The sequence below is a fragment of the Steroidobacter agaridevorans genome (assembly GCF_009932555.1).
Taxonomy (GTDB): domain Bacteria; phylum Pseudomonadota; class Gammaproteobacteria; order Steroidobacterales; family Steroidobacteraceae; genus Steroidobacter; species Steroidobacter agaridevorans.
Map to the genome: position 1 here is coordinate 430606 of NZ_BLJO01000007.1, position 18551 is coordinate 449156.

General features: G+C 63.2%; 16 protein-coding genes. 10 read left to right on the top strand and 6 right to left on the bottom strand.

The features are described 5' to 3' along the window. Nucleotides 1–51 precede the first annotated feature (51 nt). From GYH35_RS25430 to GYH35_RS25440, 3 genes are all read right to left on the bottom strand, one after another. Nucleotides 52–1101 carry a FecR family protein gene (locus GYH35_RS25430; protein ID WP_161829854.1) on the bottom strand — a complete coding sequence of 350 codons (1050 nt, stop codon included), beginning with the start codon at nt 1099–1101 and terminating at the stop codon, nt 52–54. Then, on the bottom strand, nt 1098–1640 hold the full coding sequence (locus GYH35_RS25435; protein WP_161829855.1) for an RNA polymerase sigma factor: 543 nt from the start codon (nt 1638–1640) through the stop codon (nt 1098–1100). Before GYH35_RS25435 ends, GYH35_RS25430 begins: the two co-directional genes overlap by 4 nt. 216 nt (nt 1641–1856) lie before the next feature. After that, nucleotides 1857–2318 (bottom strand): hypothetical protein, encoded by a 462-nt coding sequence (locus GYH35_RS25440; RefSeq protein WP_161811645.1) that lies wholly within the window; start codon nt 2316–2318, stop codon nt 1857–1859. Between the two features lie 116 nt (nt 2319–2434). Here GYH35_RS25440 and GYH35_RS25445 point away from each other — a divergent pair, with 116 nt between their 5' ends. The 7 genes from GYH35_RS25445 to GYH35_RS35515 are packed head-to-tail and all read left to right on the top strand — an operon-like array spanning nt 2435 to nt 7411. Continuing rightward, on the top strand, nt 2435–2965 hold the full coding sequence (locus GYH35_RS25445; protein ID WP_161829856.1) for an RNA polymerase sigma factor: 531 nt from the start codon (nt 2435–2437) through the stop codon (nt 2963–2965). 15 nt (nt 2966–2980) lie between these two features. Further along, nucleotides 2981–4432 (top strand): substrate-binding domain-containing protein, encoded by a 1452-nt coding sequence (locus tag GYH35_RS25450; protein WP_161829857.1) that lies wholly within the window; start codon nt 2981–2983, stop codon nt 4430–4432. Further along, the gene (locus GYH35_RS25455; RefSeq protein WP_161829858.1) at nt 4429–5028 is read left to right on the top strand and encodes a secretin N-terminal domain-containing protein; all 600 of its coding nucleotides are present in this window, start codon (nt 4429–4431) and stop codon (nt 5026–5028) included. Before GYH35_RS25450 ends, GYH35_RS25455 begins: the two co-directional genes overlap by 4 nt. A gap of 41 nt (nt 5029–5069) precedes the next feature. After that, entirely contained in the window at nt 5070–5639 is a 570-nt protein-coding gene (locus GYH35_RS25460; RefSeq protein WP_161829859.1) for an RNA polymerase sigma factor, read from the top strand. Next, on the top strand, nt 5636–6223 hold the full coding sequence (locus GYH35_RS25465; protein WP_161829860.1) for a hypothetical protein: 588 nt from the start codon (nt 5636–5638) through the stop codon (nt 6221–6223). Before GYH35_RS25460 ends, GYH35_RS25465 begins: the two co-directional genes overlap by 4 nt. Before the next feature lie 48 nt (nt 6224–6271). After that, entirely contained in the window at nt 6272–6853 is a 582-nt protein-coding gene (locus tag GYH35_RS25470) for a hypothetical protein (RefSeq protein ID WP_161811639.1), read from the top strand. Next, nucleotides 6854–7411, top strand: a complete 558-nt coding sequence (locus GYH35_RS35515) for a nucleotidyltransferase domain-containing protein (RefSeq protein WP_161811638.1) — start codon at nt 6854–6856, stop codon at nt 7409–7411. Here GYH35_RS35515 and GYH35_RS25480 read toward each other — a convergent pair. Genes GYH35_RS25480 through GYH35_RS25490 form a run of 3 tightly spaced genes read right to left on the bottom strand, consistent with a single transcriptional unit; the run spans nt 7408 to nt 13745 of the window. Further along, nucleotides 7408–9273 (bottom strand): family 43 glycosylhydrolase, encoded by a 1866-nt coding sequence (locus GYH35_RS25480; RefSeq protein ID WP_161829861.1) that lies wholly within the window; start codon nt 9271–9273, stop codon nt 7408–7410. The two genes, GYH35_RS35515 and GYH35_RS25480, sit on opposite strands and share 4 nt — an antisense overlap. Beyond that, on the bottom strand, nt 9273–10976 hold the full coding sequence (locus GYH35_RS25485; RefSeq protein ID WP_161829862.1) for an arylsulfatase: 1704 nt from the start codon (nt 10974–10976) through the stop codon (nt 9273–9275). The genes GYH35_RS25480 and GYH35_RS25485 overlap by 1 nt, the downstream gene beginning before the upstream one ends. A 3-nt stretch (nt 10977–10979) precedes the next feature. Continuing rightward, entirely contained in the window at nt 10980–13745 is a 2766-nt protein-coding gene (locus GYH35_RS25490; RefSeq protein ID WP_161829863.1) for a TonB-dependent receptor, read from the bottom strand. A gap of 152 nt (nt 13746–13897) precedes the next feature. Here GYH35_RS25490 and GYH35_RS25495 point away from each other — a divergent pair, with 152 nt between their 5' ends. The 3 genes from GYH35_RS25495 (at nt 13898) to GYH35_RS25505 (ending at nt 18440) form a co-directional block, all read left to right on the top strand. Continuing rightward, a complete protein-coding gene (locus tag GYH35_RS25495) occupies nt 13898–14959 on the top strand; it encodes a glycoside hydrolase family protein (RefSeq protein ID WP_161811634.1) in 1062 nt (353 codons plus the stop codon). A gap of 132 nt (nt 14960–15091) precedes the next feature. Next, a complete protein-coding gene (locus GYH35_RS25500; RefSeq protein ID WP_161811633.1) occupies nt 15092–17650 on the top strand; it encodes a hypothetical protein in 2559 nt (852 codons plus the stop codon). 106 nt (nt 17651–17756) lie between these two features. Further along, complete coding sequence (locus GYH35_RS25505; protein WP_161811632.1) at nt 17757–18440, top strand: TetR/AcrR family transcriptional regulator; 684 nt, start codon at nt 17757–17759, stop codon at nt 18438–18440. Nucleotides 18441–18551 lie beyond the last annotated feature (111 nt).

An 18551-nucleotide genomic window follows, 5' to 3' on the forward strand; every position in this document is an offset into this window, starting at 1 on the left:
ACGGCTCTATATTTCCAAGAACGTGCAGCGCTCGAAAAACCGCCAGCGTTGTCAGCGCGGAACCAGGGCGAACCGGTCGGTGCCGCGATATTCGATCGTGACCGGATGCAAGCTGGTCACGGCTTCCAGGAACTTGCGCTGGCTGTTGGTGCGAAACACACCCGAGATCGGCAGCTTCGCGACCTGCGGATCGTCGATGCTGATGGTCTGTGCGGAGTAGCGATTGAACTCGGCGACCGCATCGGCCAGCGACGTGTTGTCGAACTCGATGAGCCCATCGCGCCATTTCAGCAAACGTTCCTGATCTTCCGCTGCCGCGCGCACGACTTGTTTGTCGGTCGCCACGAGCGCCTCGCCGGGATTGAGATGAACGCTTGCTGTGGAGTCTCGAGTCGGAGGCGACGCGGAACCGGAGGGCTCGGCATTCTCGACGACGACGTGACCTTCGACGAGTTGCACCTCGACCCGTCCCTGATCGAGCCGGACATCGAAAGCCGTGCCCACCGCGACGATTTGCTTGCCGCCCGCCACCACGACGAACGGCCGCGACGGATCTTTCGCGACATTGAAAAACGCCTGGCCGCGGAGGACTTCGACGGTGCGCCGGCGGCCGTCGAAAACGACATCGAGGTCGGTCTCCGTGTTGAGCGTGAGCGCCGAGCCATCCGGCAATGTCACATCGAGTTTCTCGCCGCGTCGGGTGACGTAATCCGCCGCGCCCTTCTCGTAAAGCGAAGCGACGGGACCGCCGCGAAACAAATTGGAACCGTCGCCAGCGACGATGAGAGCTCCCAGACCAGCAAACAGCAGCACGAGCGCCGCCGCCGCCGCTCTGACCCCGAGCCAGGAACGTTCCGATTGATAACGCAGCGCCGCCCGACGAAGCGCATCCAACGATGCATCTTCGGGCGAGGCATCGAAGACATGCATCGCCGCCAGGGCACGCTCGTAAGCCGCGGCATTCTCGGCCGATCGACTGCGCCAGGCCTCGAAGGCACGACGCTCTTCGTCGGAGACATTGTCGCCATCGAGGCGCACCGCCCAGCGCGCGGCCGCTTCGGCGGAGGACAGATCTGCGGGGACGGGACGAGCGCGCATCATGACTTCCCGTTCAAACGCAGATCGAGATGAGCCACGGCGCGCGCCATGTGCTTCTCCACCGTGCTCATCGGCATCTGCAAACGTTTGGCAATGTCGGCGTAGCGCATGCCCTCGAGCCGCCGCAGAAGAAAGATGGTGCGCGTGACCTCCGGCAGTTCGAGCACTGCCGCCGTCGCGCTCGCCAGGCTTTGCTTGCCGGCGAGATCGCGTTCGGGCGTGGCATCGTCCTCGAGATTCGGCAGCTCGACTTCGAGCTGCTCGTGCGCGGCCGACTGACGCACCTGGCGCTTGCGCAGCCAGTCGTTGAGCACGCTTTGCGCGGTCTGGAAGACGTAACCGGCGACGATCTGCGAGCCGTCGGCCTGCACTTTGCGCACCAGGCGCACGAACACGTCCTGGACCAGGTCGTCGATCTCGTGCTGTTCCTTGACGCGTTTACCGAAGAATCGCCCCAGCGCAGGACGAAACTGGCGCGAAAGCAGCGCTATTTGCTCCGATTCCGCGCTCTCGCCGCGGCGTGCCTGTCCCGGCGCATCCATCTCGACCCGATTCTCCAGCTCAACCCGGCGTAGCCCGCCATAGTAGATAAGAACGCGCCCCTGACTAAAACCCGCCGCTGCCCTGCTTGCTGGCTGTCAGCCCGATCTGATATCGAGTGCGCCACATTCTCCGGCTGCCCGAGACGGCAAGATAATTCTCAGCGGGAGCGGCGCGAAACCGGGGAGCGCGCGCAAAACGGCGCTTGACGCGCTAGATCAGGAGGCGTCGATCTCGATCGTATTGCCGGCCACGACGCGGTCTTCTTCGCATTTGACTTTGTCGAGCGGCGTCAATGACACCTTGCCGGACGCGCGCACGGTCGCCACGCGAGACTGATCGAGCTGGTATTCGCTGTGGAACTCGACGGCGTTCTCGGGGACCACTTCCCACTGCACGCTGTGCGCCACTTCGGGCTCGACTTCGACCGGCGGCCGATACACCCAGCACTGACCGGGCGTGAGCTCGCTGCGCGAAATCTTTTTCCACTGTCCGGTGGTGCGGCGCTCGACGTGCAACACCACCTGCCCGCCGGGTGGCACCTTCATGGGCGATGCCGTGGCTTTCAATTCGACCGTTTGCTGTCCGTCGAGGACATAGACGGTCGGGCCGCGTTGTTCGCCGCAGCCGGCGACCAGGGCGAGGATGCCGGGAACGAGCAGAATAGCTACGGATCGCATGATGGGATGGTTTACCTCGCCGCTATGTTGACGGAATCATCCCCGGCAGGCCAGCTTGACACCGCTTTTGCACGTGTTGCCGTGATACTTCCGGGCTCGCGTCGTATATAGCTTTCATGGTCTCGCAACAGATGGACATGGCCAACGCCGGCTCCCGGGAGCCGGCGGACAAAGTGGACTGGGACGCGGTGTACGCGGATCAGCTGCCACGCATTTACAACTATTTCCGGTTCCGGCTGGGTGGCGAGGCCGAGGTCGAGGATCTGACCGCCCGCACCTTCGAGAAGGCCTGGTCGGCCCGTGCCCGCTATCGGCGCGACCTGGCCGGCTTCTCGACCTGGTTGTTCAGGATCGCTCAGAACGTGGGCATCGACTACCTGCGCTCCCGGCACCCGCACGCGCCGCTGGATGCGGCCGTCGATCTTGCCGCCGAGATCACGCCGGAACTGGAAGCCGCCCGGGATTCCGATCTGTCACGACTGGGCCGGCTCACCGCCCGACTGCCCGAGCGCGAGCAGGAGCTGATCGCATTGAAGTATGGCGCCGCGCTCAACAATCGCGAGATCGCGCGCCTCACCGGGTTGAGCGAATCGAACGTCGGCACCTCGTTGTATCGAATCGTTCAGACGCTGCGTTCGCAATGGTGACGACAGGAAGCAGCGATGCATGACGAATTCTTGAAAGCACTTCGCCGCGACCCGCCGCCCCAGTTCGCGCGTCGGCTCAAACAGCAACTGCAGGCGCAGGACGCAGAAGCCAAGCGGCGCTCCTGGTCGCGGCGGACCCGCGCCCTGGTGTTTCTGATCGTCGGGTCGGCGTTCGCGAGCGGAATGTTAGTTCTCGAAAGGCAGTCGTCCGAGAAGTCGGAGCCCGCGCAATCGCAAGCGCAGACACAGATGGCCGCCGCAAAGTCGGACTCGACCGCGTATCGACCGCGCTCTCTCGGCCCCGGGTTCGTGCCCGAAGGCAACGGCGCGACCCCGTTTGATAATGACAACTCACACGAACCGGCGGGCTCGCCAGCAAACATGGGTTTCCCGGCTCAGCCAGGTTCGACGACAGAAGGTCCCGCCGCCGCCGCACCGAGTACCCCGGAGCAGACGACGCAGGGCGGGCTGATCCGATCGCAACCGCCAGCGCGGATTGCAGTGTCGCCGCTCACGGATGCTCTGGTACTCAGCGTTCTGGCCCGCCGGCCACCCGGCAAACTCGGCGCCGAGCCGCGGACCCAGACAATCGAAGCAGACGCTGCTTTTGCCGGGCTGTGCGCGCCCGGCAACGCTCGGCAGTTCGATATGGTCGTAGCGTCGCGCCGCATCGCTCATGCTGAGTTTGCAACTTGCCGTCGCAATGGCATCGACAGAATCATCGAGTCGAAGCTCGGCTATCAGGCGCTGGTGCTCACCGGCGGTCGTGACAGCACGCCCATGAAGTTGTCGGCGAGCGATGTATATCTTGCGATTGCGAGAAAGATCCCCGATCCACTCGAACCGGCGCGCTTCATCGACAACCCGAACATCACCTGGGACCAGATCGATGGCAAGCTCGAATATCGCCCCATCGCGCTGTTTGGACCCGCTCGCGCCACTCCCCTGCATCGGCTCTTCGCAGCGGCGTTGCTCGAGCGTGGCTGCAACGCACAGCGATCTATCGAAAGGCTGCGCCTCGCCGACCCGGACCTGCACGCGGATCTATGCCACACGGTGCGTGACGATCGTCTCTATTCGGAAGTCGAGCAAACCGCTTCGCTGATTCCCCAGAATCTGTGGGCCGACCCGAATGCGTTCGTGCTGGTGGACTACGAGTTCTATCGCGAGAATCGAGGCCAACTCTCCGTCAGCGCCCTCGAAGGCCCGGAGCCCTCCACCGCGGCGTTTGCGGACGGCACCTATCCGCTCGCCCGGCCGATCTATCTGTACGTGAACCTGACCCACCTCACTCGCGTGGTCGATGCCTATGGCTTGATGCGCGAACTGCAGTCAATGGAGCGTTATGCTCGCGGCGACTCCGGCTTCGTTCGCCTCGATGAGCAAGACGCGCAGCAACAGCGGTCCCGCCCGACGCAAACACTTTCCGAATCCGATCTCATCCCCGAAAGGAGTGTCCCCCGATGAAGTCCCGCGCCTGCCTGTTTGCGCACGCCTGTGCCGTTCTTGCGCTGCTGAGCGCCCCTCACGCGCCAGCGGAAAGCCCGGCTCCGGCCAGTCCCAGCGCTGTTCCGATCACGCAAGTGATCGCAGGCACGGCCAGGAAAACCGGCAAGAAGTTTCTGGTCGAGCGGCGCGTTGTCGGCGATGTGACGGTCATCGGGCTCGACCCCGATAACCTCGACTACCCCACGCTGCTGTCCGTGCTGGAGCTGAACGGATTCTCTGCTGTCGATGACGGCAAATATGTCCGCGTCGTGCCCGATGCGAACTCGCGGCAGTTTGCCGGCCCGGTGCTAACCGGCGGCGACGGTTCTTACGCGAGCGCCGAGTACGTGACTCGCATTCTCTCGGTCAAGAACGTGCCGGCCGCGATGCTGGTGCCGGTGCTGCGCCCGCTGGTCCCGCAAAACGGCCACCTGGTCGCCCTGCCCTGCGCGAACAAGCTGATCCTGGCGGACACTTACGCCAACGTGAAGCGCATGGAAAAAATCGTGAGCGCGCTCGATGCCGGCGGCGAGCCGTACACGCCGGAGAAATGCAGTCCGTCGACCGGCAACTGAATCGGTTGTAAGAAAATCCGGGCAGCGCGAACTAACTATGCATGGACGGCCTTTCACCCGACACAGTTTTGGACGCGCTGCCTCGACCCGCGCAAACCACCGATGAAGCGGATCGACTGTTTGCCCGCGCCCTCGCCGAATTTGGGCCGGCCATAGCGCGCATCGTCGGCGCGAACGAAGCCAATCGCGAGCTGCGGGCGGATCTGCAACAAGAGATCTATCTCGAGCTGTGGCGCAGCTTTGCGATCTTCGACGGCCGCTGCTCGCTCGGCACTTGGGTATATCGAGTCGCGCACAACCTGGCGGCCCGACATGTCACTCGACGCCAGCGCCTGAGCCATCGCGAGCTCTGCAACCTGGAAGAAATCATCGAGCCCATCGACCCGCACGATGCGGCCCGTCAGCTCGACGATGAGCAGCGGCTCGGCCTGCTGAACAAGCTGATCGGCCAGCTCAAGCCGCTCGATCGCCAGATCGTGCTGTTGTATCTGGATGACCTGGACACCGCGCAGATCAGCGAAGTCACCGGCCTGTCCGTGAGTCACGTCGGCGTAAAAATCCATCGAGCCAAACGCCTGCTCGTACAGTTGTACGAGGGACATCAGTCATGACCGAGCGTAACGACGATCCCATCAAAGCTCTCTGGCGCGCGCAATCCACGGAGGTACCCGCGATGTCTGTTTCCTATGTTCGCCATCGCTCTGGCGAGTTGCATCGAGCCTTCCGCATCCGCAACTGGCTCGAGCAGGGCGCGGGCGTGCTGGGGTTTGCCGGATGCCTGGTAGTCATCCTCATGGCGCCGCATCCGTGGGTCAAAGCGGCGGCGGCCCTGATACTGATCGGCGGCGCTTACAGCGGGTGGCAATGGCATCGGCGGACCGCGTCGTTCCGGACCGACCCGTCCAAATCCAGCGAAGCCAGCCTGTCGTTTTATAAGCATGAGCTGGAGCGCAAGCGCGATATCCATCGGACGCTGTGGCGCTGGTACCTGCTGCCGATTGCGCCCGGCGTCATCGCCATGCTGAGCTGGAATTTCTTCGGCGATCCGCAGACCCGAGGAACATCTGCGCCCTGGGGTGTGCTCGGAATGCTGGTCGTCTGGCTGGTCGTTTCCTTGATCTACGAGCGCTCCAAGGCGGCGCAGTGTCAGCGGGAGATCGACGCGCTGTCGGCATTGGCGGAACCGGAGAGCTGATCCGGCGCTTCTTGTAAGATCAGCCCATCCTGGCCTGTGGGGTCCTCCATGAAATATTCAGCGCTGCTTCTGACGTTGATGCTGGCGGGCTGCGCGGCGCAGCCGACCGTGAAGTCTTGGATGGATCCCAAGTCGTCGGTCACGATCACCGCTCAGACCGAACCGCTCGTCCTGATCCGCGCCCAGCCTGCGCCCAGTCTGAATGAGCGGGACTACGCGCAGCTGACCGCGATCGAAGTCAATCGCATGGGCGAGCGCAAGCTGTATCTGGTCGCCATCCTGTGGGGCTCATCCGAGCCCTGGTCCGACGAGTCCGGGACGTTCAAGAGCGCTTTCAAACAAGTCGAAGTGAATCTGGGCGATCGCAGCGTCGCACTCACGCCGCACACCGGCGAAGTCTCGGAGCTGGGCATCAGCCAGGCGCTGCCCTTGCCCATTCCGGGATCGAGCCAGATCTATTTTCCCATCAGCCGCGACGACCTTCGCGCCATCTCCAATTCGACTCGCATCGAGCTCACCGCCCGCGGCATCCCCGAAGCGCCCCGCCGCTACGAGGAATGGCAGGACGGCCGTCGCAGCCTCAATGACTTTCTCGGTCAGCTCCCGGAAACGAACCGGCCGCAATCCTGATTGGACGCGTTAGCTCTCGTCTGCAAGATTCTCGCTGGATGCGACGCTCCCTGGTGGATTGCCGGGGGCTGGGCACTGGATCTGCATCGAGGCGAGAGCTATCGCGCTCACCAGGACATCGACGTCGCAGTACTGCGGCGGGATCAGCACAGTCTTCGGCAATTCCTCTCCGGCTGGTCTCTATCCAAGAGGGCCCATGGACTACAGCAGCCATGGATGGAATCAGAACAGCTCGAGTTGCCGATTCACGAAGTACACGCGGAGCGTAACGGAACTCGGCTCGAGTTCCTGTTGAACGAAGCCTCCGAGACTCACTGGCTGTTCCGCCGCGACCTCTCCATCTCGCTGCCATTGTCGGCGATGAGCCGCCGGTCGATCGGCGGCATCCCGTATCTCTGCCCGCCAGTGGTATTGCTCTACAAAGCAAAGAATCCGCGCTCGAAGGATCAGGACGACTTCGAGCAAACATTGCCGACGCTACAACCGGCGGACCGGCTGTGGCTGGCGCAAGCACTCGAGGTTTGCCACCCCGGGCACGCCTGGCTGCGGAGCCTCTAGCGCTGGATGCCGGGCACGCGAATCGCCCGGTCGTCGCCGATTTCCAGCGGGATGAGGCCGAACTGCCGGCGCCAGGGCGAAGTCACGTCGTTGCCGAACATCGTCGACCAGTAGCGACCTTCCTTGTCTCGGAACGGCGTGCCGTGACCGGCATGCGGAGCGCCAAGCCTGCGCTTGGTGTAGGGACCGAAGAGAGACTTCGAGCTGCCGTACATCATGTCGTAGGTTCCATGGGTGCGCAGCGGACCGTTCCACTCGGCGCCGGTCACGAAATAGGTATCGCCGATCTTGATGAGCGCGTTGCCTTCGTAGCCGATGTGCGCGCCGTCGGTATCGACCAGCCGGCGCACCGGCCCATCGAACGCGTCGCGCTTCGCGTTCAGCTTGCCGAGGTTGCCGCCGCCCCATAGCAAATAAAGATCGCCGCCATCTTCGAACAGGAACCCGTCGATGCCCTGCACGAAGTTTTCGCGCGCGACGTTTTCATACGGGCCTTCCGCCTTGCCGGTCTTGGAGCGATAGATCCAGGTCTTGCCGCCGACATTACGCTCCATGATGGAGAACGCGATGTAGTAGGTCCGGTCGCTTTCCACCCAGGTGATCTCGGGCGCCCACAGCTCGGCGGTGCTCTTGAACGTGCGGCCCAGGCCTTTCCAATTGAAGATCGTCCCGCCCTTCTGCCAGGTCTTCAAATCCGCCGAGCGATACAACGAGATGCCGCCGTCGGGGTACGCGTAGCCGAAACCGCCTTGCGTGCCGACCAGATAATATTGGCCGTCGCCGCCGAGCGCGACGGACGGATCGCGCATGGTCTCGCTGGTGAGCAGCGCACGCGCCGACGCGACCGCACTGTTCTCGGTCAGAATGTTTGCCGACTGTCGCAGACGTCCGTCCGGCGAGCGCTCCAGCGGCACCAGGCCGACCTGCTCGCAGAACATCGAGAAATCGTCTTCGCACTTCGGGTTGTAGCTCGCGTACAGCGCGCCCTGCTCATCCCGTACGATGGACGATTGCCCAGCGTGAGGAACGGCGAGATAACGGAACGAGAACGGACCATAAGGCGTCGGCGCTTCCGCCATGAACACATCGTCGGTCGGGCTGCGCATGCGTCCCGTGACTTCGTTGGCCATCAGCACGTAGCGGCCGTTGTCTTTGAACATTGCGGCGCCCGCCGAACCGACACGCGTCCGCACCGGCCAGTCTTTTCCAGGCGGAGGGTTGGTCGCAAACAGTGCTGGATCCGGCTTCAGAAAGCGCGGCGTCTCAGCGAGACGCTGCATATCAGGCTGCAAGCGCGCGATCATCCCGCCGCCCCACAGCAGATACGCCGAGCCATCGTCATCGATGAACAACGAAGTGTCTGAAGCATTCTCGACGAGACAAGGTGAGCCCACGTAAGGCTCGGCGGGTTTGGCTGCCGAGCCACGCGCTACGCGAGCGCAGCCGGCCGCATCCGTATAGGTGAGATAGAGCGATTCGCCGCGAACAGAAACGTCCGGCGCCGTGACCCGCTCGCCCTTCGCATGAACGATGCCGAGCGAGCGCCAGTTGCGTCGGTCCGTCGACGTCCAGAGTTGAATGCCGTCGCGGGGCATCTCACGCAGCACCGTGCCCGTCAGAAACCACTCGTTGTTCGAGGAGCGGACCATCGACGCATCCAGCAACGCGCGGGATGAGAACAAGGACTCGACGGGCCGCGCAGTCGCCGACGGCATCACCGTCGCGTTCTTATCTTGGGAGGGATGATCGAGAAAGATGTCATCGGCGGGCGGTTTGCGTTTTGCTTCACCGAGTGCCGTCGACGCACACAGCGCCAGCATCACCGCCAGCGCTGCGGCTCCTTGCCCAACTCGATCTTTCATCAAGGCTCGCTTCGTTGACGTGCGTGAACCGACGTAGACCATTCGTTCCAAAGCCTGGCCATCGCGGCCGCGCGCTTCGGTTCCGATTCGATCAGATCGCGGGTTTCGGTGCGATCCGTCTTCAGATGATAGAGCGACCACGGCGCGTAGACCTTCGACTTCGGCCCCGGCGCGCGCGCCACCAGTTTCCAATCGTCGAGGATCACGGCACGCGAGCCTTCGTGTTCGAAGAACAGCGGCTTGCCGCGTGACATCTTCTTGCCGGCCAACGCCTTCGTCAGGGAGATGCCGTCGATCGGCGGCTGACCTTCGGTGCGCGGCTTCACGCCGGCCAGCTCATAGAACGTCGGCGCGATATCCATGACGTGGCCGAGCGTGTGCACGCGAGTGCCCGGCTTCAGCTTGAGCCCTTTCGGCCAGCTGACGATGAACGGCGTATGCACGCCGCCGTCGTACGCTTCGGCTTTCCAGTAGCGCCACGGCGTGTTGGCCGCATTCGCCCAGTAGGAGCCGATGCCGGCCATGCTGGTCGCCGATCCCAGCGCCGGCTGATCGACGCCGTAATGGATCTTTCTGCCGTCACGCGTTTCGCTCTGACGATCGTAGCCGGGCTGATAGCCCCGAGTGCTCGTCATCGTTTCCGGCGAGGCGCCGTTGTCGGAGACGAACACGATCACCGTGTTCTCATATTGGCCGGTGCGCTTCAGCGCGTCGATGACCCGGCCGATGCCCTGATCCATGACATCGATCATGGCCGCATGCACAGACATCTTCGCGGATGCCTGCGCGCGCTCGGCCTGGCTCAACTGATCCCACGGCTTCTCCGGATTCTGCGCCCAGTCACCGGACAGTTGCGTCTTCGGCGCGGTCTTCGGATCGATGAGACCGAGCTTCACCTGCTTGGCGTAACGCGCCTCTTGCAGTTGTTCCCAACCGCCGTCGTACCGGCCGCGATACTTCGCGATCGCCTTCTCGGGCGCATGCAACGGCCAGTGCGGCGCGGTGTAGGCGAGATACATGAAGAACGGACGCTCGTCCTTGGCGAACGATTCGATATCGCTCACGGCGCGATCGCTGAGCGCGTCGGTGAGATAGAAATCCTTCGGCACGGTTCGCACCGGCTCGAAGCCTTCGACCAGCGAGAACGGATCGAAAAAGCTGGAAACGCCCCAGATCAAACCATAGTGAGTCTCGAAGCCGCGCGCCGCCGGATAGGTCGCGCGATCGCCGAAGTCACGGTCGAGATACGCCTGATGATTGATCCATTTCAAATGCTCCGCCGGATCGGCGAGCGGCGTCGCGCGCGTGAGATGCCACTTGCCGACCATTGCGGTTCGGTAGCGAGCATCTTTGAACTCCTGCGCCACGGTGCGCACGTCGACGGACATGCTGCCGCCGTTCTCGCCCATGCCCACGCGATGCGCATAGCGACCAGTGAGCAGGTTGGCGCGCGAAGGCGAGCAGCGCGCCGAGTTGTAGAAGTTCGTGAACTGCAGCCCGCCCGATGCGAGGCGGTCGATGTTGGGGGTATCGATCTCACCGCCATAGGCGCCGACATCGGAATAACCGAGGTCGTCGGCCATGATGATCAGAAAGTTCGGACGCTCATCGGCGGCTGGCGCCGCCGATGAGGTCTGTGCCCAGAGCGCGGCGCCGATTGCCAGCGCCGCTCCAACCTGCTTGAGCAAGCTCTTCACTGCCATCGCTTACATCCGGACGCGGACGCCGAGCGTGTAGATCGTGTCGTCGTACCGGAAGTCGCGATTGAGCCAATCGACGTCGAAGTAGCTCTTGTACCGGTTGCGCAGGATGTTGCTGCCGCCGACATCGACGCGGATGGCGTCCGTGATGTCGTAGCCGATGCTGAAGTCCAGACGGCCACCCGGCCGCACATAGTTCAACACCGTCGGGATGTACTCCAGATCATTTACGCGATCCGCTTCGATCGGACGGGCGACGTTGGTACCCGTCATATCCGCATCGTAGTAACGCGAACGCGCTGTGTACACCAGACGCCCCGACACGCCGAGCTTGTCGTACAGCAAGCCGACGGTGAAGTTGTCCTTGGACACGCCCTGCAGCGGGAAGCCCGCCAGCACGTCGTCACCCTTCACTTCGGTGTCCGCATACGTGTAGTTCGCGAACGCACCGAAGCCGGACCAGACGCCTGGCAGGAAATCGAAGAACGTCTGGCCGCTCACCTCGATACCCTGCAGCGTGGCGGCGCCGACGTTACGCGGACGGCTGATGTTGTAGTCGATACCATCGATCGTTTCCGTGTTCGGGGCGGTGATCACGCGATCCTTGAGATCGCGGTAGTACACCGCGGCCGACACCATGCTCGGCCCGAAGTAATACTCGAGCGTTGCGTCGTAGCTGTCCGAGATCTGCGACTTCAGATTCGGGTTGCCGGCGTTGCCGGAGTTGATCACGGAAGGATTGGTCGCAACGATGTAGTTGAGACCGGGATTCAGCGCGTTGAACTCCGGACGACGCATCGTCTTCGCGTACGACGCGCGAGCCTGGAAGCCATTGTTGAAGTCGATACGGGCGCTCGCGTTTGGCAGCACCTCCGTGTCGGTCGTGTCCGCAATGCGCGGAACCACCACGTCGTTCACCACACCGGCGCCTTCGATGTGCCGCTCCGTGCGCGTCGGACGCGCGCCGATCAGACCATCGATGGTCAGACCGCCGACCGGGACCGAATAATCCAACTGGAAGTAAGCGGCGTAGGTGTCTTCGGACGCATCGAAGCGGCGCTGCGGCTGGAACGCCGGATTGCCCGTCGGGGCGCCATAAATCTGGCGCAGGACATCGCGACCCGCCGCCGAGCGCAGGTAATCCGGATTCGGCAGGAGGACCGACGCGCCGTTGTTGATGCGATCGATACCGGGCGAGCGCACCAGGAAGTCAGCCGGCAGCGGCAGACCGTCCAGCGACGTGGCCAGGTCGCCGCCAGGCGCCCCCACATTGAGCTGCGCCTGTTCGAACAGCGCGCTGCGATCGGCGTACCGGACGCCAGCCTCGACGGCGCGGATGAAGCCGAACGCGCCATCCAGCTCGTGACGGAAATCGAGCCGCGTCTGCCACAATTCGCCGGTGGATTCTTCGAAGTTCTGGTTCAAGCCATTGCGCAGGAACCAGCCGCCTTCCGTGCCGAGCGGATTGCCGGGGTGCCAGGTCATGCCGCCCTCGTTCACATCGGTGTCGATGTCGACGGTGATGTGTTTGCCGATGTCGACGATGACGTTGGAAAACTCCCGCTCGGACCGCTGGTACGCCGTATCGAACTTCACGCTGGTCGGGCCGTTGTTCCACTTGAAGCCGATCGCGCCGAGATAGTTATCGACGTCCTGCTTCTTGGCCTGCGTGCTGGTCAAGCCGCGTACGTTGGAGAAACGCGCGGACTCCATATTGCACAGCGTGTCCGTGTCGAAATTGGGATCGGGATTGCCCTCCGCGTCCTTCCGACCGAGGTCGTTCAGATTGGGGTTGAATCCACCCGGCGTCACGCGCGACAGGAAGCAGCGGCTCTCATCGACCTCCAGGCTCTCCAGCTGCGTCTCTGCGAAGAAGAACGGCGTCGCGACGAACGCCGACTGTTGCTCGTCGCGGTAACCCGCATAGAGGCCGTCCAAGTAGACCTCGAGGTTGTCGGTGGCCTGCCACTGGATGGCGAGGTTCGCCTGCGGACGCTCGTACCAGCCGTAATCGTTCAAGCCGCCGAAGGTGTTCGGCGCCAGCACGCCGGTTTCTCCGTGCGGCGCGCCGACCAGGCTGCGGCGCTCGGCGACGAACGAGATCGGACGATCGAAGTCGTTCTTGTACCAGGTCACGTTGAGCAGCGCGCCGATTTCGCCGTTGCCGACATCCCAGCGATCGGTCGCGAGGAAGCCGAACTGCGGGTTCACTTCGTCGACGTTGTCCGGATAGTTCGCACGCGCAGTCGCCACGAACGTGCGCTCATTGAAGTTGAACGGCTTGTGGAGGCGCAGATCCGTCACGCCGGCGATGCCGCCTTCGATCAGGTTCGAGGTGCTGCTCTTGATCACGTCGACGCGCGACAGCGCTTCGGCCGGCAGATCCTGCACGGCGAAGCCGCGGCCGGTCGTCGAGAAGATCTCGCGGCCGTCCAGCGTCGTCAGAATATCGCCCAGACCACGGATCAAAACGCCCTGGACTTCGTTATTGGCCCCGACGGTGACCTGCACGCCGGGCACGCGCTGAAGCGCCGCTGCGGTGGTCGCGTCCGGGAATTTGCCGATGTCTTCGGCGACGATGGAATCGACGACCTGCGCCGATTCGCGCTTGATCTCGGCGGCGCGCTCGAGACTTTGACGGATGCCGGTGACGACAACTTCTTCGAGTTGCTCGACGCCTGCGGCCGGTGCGGCTTCCTGAGCAAATGCGCTCGCCGAGCCGAGCAGTGTCAGTGCCGACACCGAATACAGGAACGAATTTCTGAGCCTCATGCTGCCTTTAACCCCCAAAAGGACGACGTGACGGTGCGCTTGATGCGCGTATGGTCGGGTACTGAAACACACAGGCTAAAATCTGACAAGTATTATTTGTCTTATAAATCCGTTCGAGCTAGTCTGTGACCCGTACCGACGGGGGAACTACCATGATTGCATTGAAGATTTTTCGACCGCTGCTGCTGGGGGCGACGCTCTTCGCGGCCGCCGCGTTGGCGCGTCAACCGGATCCGCCGGGCCAGGTCCGCCCCGGCGACAAACCGGTCAACGAGGCCTATCTGTTCGCGCACATGACGCATGCCGACTACGGCCGCCTCTACTACAGCGTCAGTCTCGATGGCCTGCACTGGTATCGGTTGAACGACGGCAAGCGCATCACCGACGACTATCGCGGCCATCCCGATATCGCGCGCGGCCCCGACGGCACTTACTACATCGCGGGCAACGAGAGCGATTCGTCGCCGACCATCAACATCTGGTCGTCCCGCGATCTGATCGAATGGAAACGTTTCAGCACCTACACGCCCGACTTGAAAGCGACGCCCGGCTACTCGCAGGCGCTGCAGAGAATCGGCGCGCCGAAGCTTTACTACGACGAGCCTTCGAAGCAGTTCGTGATGACGTGGCACACGCCGCATCTGGAAGGCACGAAGGAGGACGCCGAGCGGTACTGGGCGAGCCAGCGCACGCTGTATGTGACTTCCAAGGACATGAAGCAATTCTCGGCGCCGCCGAAGCGCCTGCTGCCGTGGGAGATGGGCACGATCGATGTGTTCCTGAGAAAGGCCGAAGGCAAGTACTGGGCGATCATCAAGGACGAAACCTATCCGACGCTCGACTGGGTCACCGGCAAGACCATCCGCATCGCCAGCTCCGACAACCTGCTCGGCCCTTACGAAAACCTGAGCCCGCCGCTCAGCCCGAACTTCCGCGAAGCGCCGATGCTGATTCCTTCGCCGAATGGCGAGATCTGGTATCTCTACTACGAGCAGTATCCGGGCGTGTCATACGGCCTGTCGGTCGCCGACAAGCTCTCGGGCCCGTGGTATCAGATCTCCGGCTACACGTTCTTCTCGACTTGGGACAAATACAGCCTGCCGCCGAAAGTCCGCCATGGCGCCATGATCACGATCTCGCGTCAGCAATATGACGCGCTGGTCGAGCGCTTCGGCATCGAGAAGCCCGCGCCGACGCCGGCGGCGAAGCAGTGAAGCTCGCGGGGCCCAAGCTGAACGGGAGCTGATCGGCCTGGGCCCCGACCTTGATTTGTGAGCAAAAAAACCCGCGCCGGGGGCTGTCAAGCGGGTTGGCCGTTGCGGCGCTCTGCCCTACGATTCGCCCCCATGAGCTCCCGACTTCGCCGATGGCTTTCGACCCTCGCGGTTCTCTCGGTCACCTCCGCCCACGCGGCCACCAACGCTCCGTTCGACCTGCGCGGGCCGACGCTCGAGGTCACCGTTTCCCGGGATAAAACCACGCTGCCGATCGCTCAGGTGCCGCACCTGGCCGAGGGCGACAAGCTGTGGATCAAGGCCGATTTTCCGCAGTCGCAGTCCGAGCACTATCTGCTGGTGCTCAGCTTCCTGCGCGGCCCGACCAATCCGCCGCCGAAGGATTGGTTCTTCAAATGCGAGACCTGGAAGAAAACCTGCGCCGGCAAAGGGCTCACCGTCACCGTTCCCGAGGGCGCGCAACAGGCCCTCATCTTTCTGGCGCCCGAAGACGGCGGCGATTTCAAGACATTGGTCAACGCGGTGCGCGGCCGGCCGGGCGCATTCGTGCGCTCGACGCAGGATCTGAACCAGGCAACGCTCGATCGCTCGCGGCTCGAGCGCTATCTCACTTCGATTCGCCATCTGAACGCCGCGAACCCGGCGGTGCTCAAGGACACCACGCCGCTGCTGGCGCGCAGCCTCGGCATCCGCGTCGATGAGAAATGTCTCGACCGCCTGCCGCAGCTGCAGGCGCCCTGCCTGATGGAGGGACAGGAAACGTTGATTCTCAACGACGGCCACAGCATGTCCATCGTCGAGGCGCTCACGACCGGTCCGGCGAGCGACCTGGTCATGGCGGCCAGCCACACACCGCAAGCGGACTACGGCTACTACAGCCCGTATATTTCTTCGCTGCTGGATCTGGGCCGGCTGTTCGACTCGTTCCGCGTCGCCAACTATCAGTACATTCCGGCGCTCGCGACCGCGGTGGATAAAGAGCTCACGCTGACGCTCAACACACCGCCGTCATTTCAGAACCCCAAGTCCGTGCTGGTCGCAGCCTTGCCCGCCGTGGAAGATGCGCTGCCGCCGCCGCTGCATGCCGTGAGCCCGAAAGATATTTATTGCGCGCGCAAGGACCGGCTCGTGCTGCCAGTCGAAGGTGCGCCGCTCGTGTTCGCAACCGAATACGCGCACAACACGGTTCTTCGCGTGACCGGCAAGAATGGCGAAGCGATCGAGCTGCCCGCGACGGCGGATGCCACTCAAGGCGGTTTCCTCATCGATACCTCTTCGCTCGGCGCCGCGACGCTCACCGACCGTTTCAGAGGCTCGCTGCATGGCTACTGGGGCTTCGACAAGTTCGACGGACCCGGCTTTCAGCTGGTCAACACGCACTCGCAAACCTGGACGCCCGCTTCGCAGGACGACAGCTCACTGATCGTCGGCCGCGCCAACACGATTCACCTGCAAGCCGGCAGCGTCGCGTGCATCGACCGCATCATGGTGAAGGATCCCACCGGTAAGGAGCTGCGCGTGGATTGGTCGCCCGTCAAGGCGAACGAGGTCGAGATCACCCTGCCCTTGCAACAGGCGCAGCCCGGCGCGGTGACGCTGTTCGTCAAACAATTCGGTTCGAGCGAGCCGCATCCGGTCGAGCTGCGCGCCTATCCCGAAGCCGGGCGCTTCGAAAGTTTCACCCTGCATGAAGGCGAATCGCACGGCCTTCTCAAAGGCAGCCGGCTCAGCGACGTGGCCAGCCTGTCGTTGAAGGGGCTCGAGTTCGTCCCTTCGAGCGCCGTCACCAATCCGCAGAGCGATCAGCTGCAGTTGGAAGTGAAACTTGCCGAAGGAGCAGACGCGTCGAACGCGCCGGCGCCGAGCTTGCAGCAAGGCGAGACTGCGAAAGGAAAGGTCACGCTTCACGATGGCCGCAGCTATCCAGTGAACGTCGCCGTGGCCGCGCCGCGTCCGCGCGTCGAACTGGTCGGCAAGAGCGTGCAACTCGCGTCGGGCGGCAACACGAGCAATATCCAGCTCGCGAGCGAGAACCAGTTGCCGCAAGATGCACAGCTCATCTTCTCGGTGCGTGCGAAGTCGCCGGCCTTCTTCAGCCGCGAAGCAAACATCGAAGTCGCCAGCGCCGATGAAGCGCTCTCGACCACGCTGAGCTTCGCCAATCGCACACTCACGCTCGCCGACAGCAAAGTCGCGGTCGCCACGTTCGATCCCACCAAGGCCTTCGGCTTCTCGGCGTTCGGACCGTTGAAGTTCCGGGTCGTGAACAAAGGTGTCGCGGGCGACTGGCAGCCGCTCGTGACCTTGGTGCGACTGCCCGTGCTGAAAGAACTGGAATGTCCGTCCGATGCCACGCAGTCCTGCAAGCTCACCGGCGCCAACCTGTTTCTGGTCGATTCGATCGCCAGCACTGCCGAGTTCAAAGAGCCGGTTGCCGTGCCCGTCGGCTTTCCGGGACGTGCCCTGCCGGTGCCGCGTCCGAGCAAGGAAGGGCTGTATCTGAAACTGCGGGACGATCCGAGCGTCATCAACGTCGCGGCGTTGGTTGCAGAAGAGCCACCAACTCCGCCGCCGGCCGAGGTTGCTCCTGCTCCGGCAGCGACGCCGGCAGCCGCTCCGACGGAACAATCCGTGACGGCGGCGAGTCCCGCACCGATCTCCAATCCCTGAAATTCACACATGGGCGGCACGCGACAGCGCGTCGCCGCCTCCTGTCCTGTTATCGCCAGCGCGATTCGATTAGGATCGATCGATCCATGGCGGTCAGATAACAAACATGGCAGAGCGATCCACCAGCGCCGCGCGTCGAGGCGGGCCGCGCAGACGCGACCCGGAAGGCACTCGCGAGTCCATTCTCGATGCCGCACGTCACGTGCTTGCGCAAGATGGCAAGGAAGGCTTGAGCGTGGCGCAGGTCGCCAACCTGGCCAAGGTCAATCGTGGCACGGCGTATCAGCATTTTCAGACGCGCGAGCAGTTGATCGCTGCGACCACGGACTGGGTCAGCGACAAGATGTATCGAGCTGCATTCGGCGATGAAGGCATCACCAGCACCGGGCCGGTGTCGAGCGACAACGTGGAAAAGGTGATGTCCGGCCTGTGCTCGTTCGCCATGGAGAACTCCGAGCTCGGCCGCATCTGGCTGTACGAGCTGCTCGCTTCCAAACGGCCCACCAAGGATAAGTTCTGGCGCTATTACAAAGAGATCATGGCGCGCTTCGCCGAGACCGATTTCGCCCAGCAAGACATCGACGTGGAAGTGCATTCGGTGCTGGTGCTGGCCGGCACGTTTCTCTGGCCGGTATGGATCCGCGCGCACGCACGCACAGCGAAGGAGCGTCAGGAAATGAGCGAGCGTTTCGCTCGTGAAATGCTCCGGCTCGCGCTGTACGGCAACCTGCGGCCGGAAAAGTTTCCAGAGCTGCACGCCCGGTTCAGCGAGCACGGCGCCCGCGCCTGAACCCTGTCGCGAAAGCAGCCGAGTTCGTCGCCCGGCATCAAGACCTCCTCCCGGGTTTCTCGCTGTGATGCGAGCACGGCTATTCCTCGAGAAACAGCCATGACAATCATG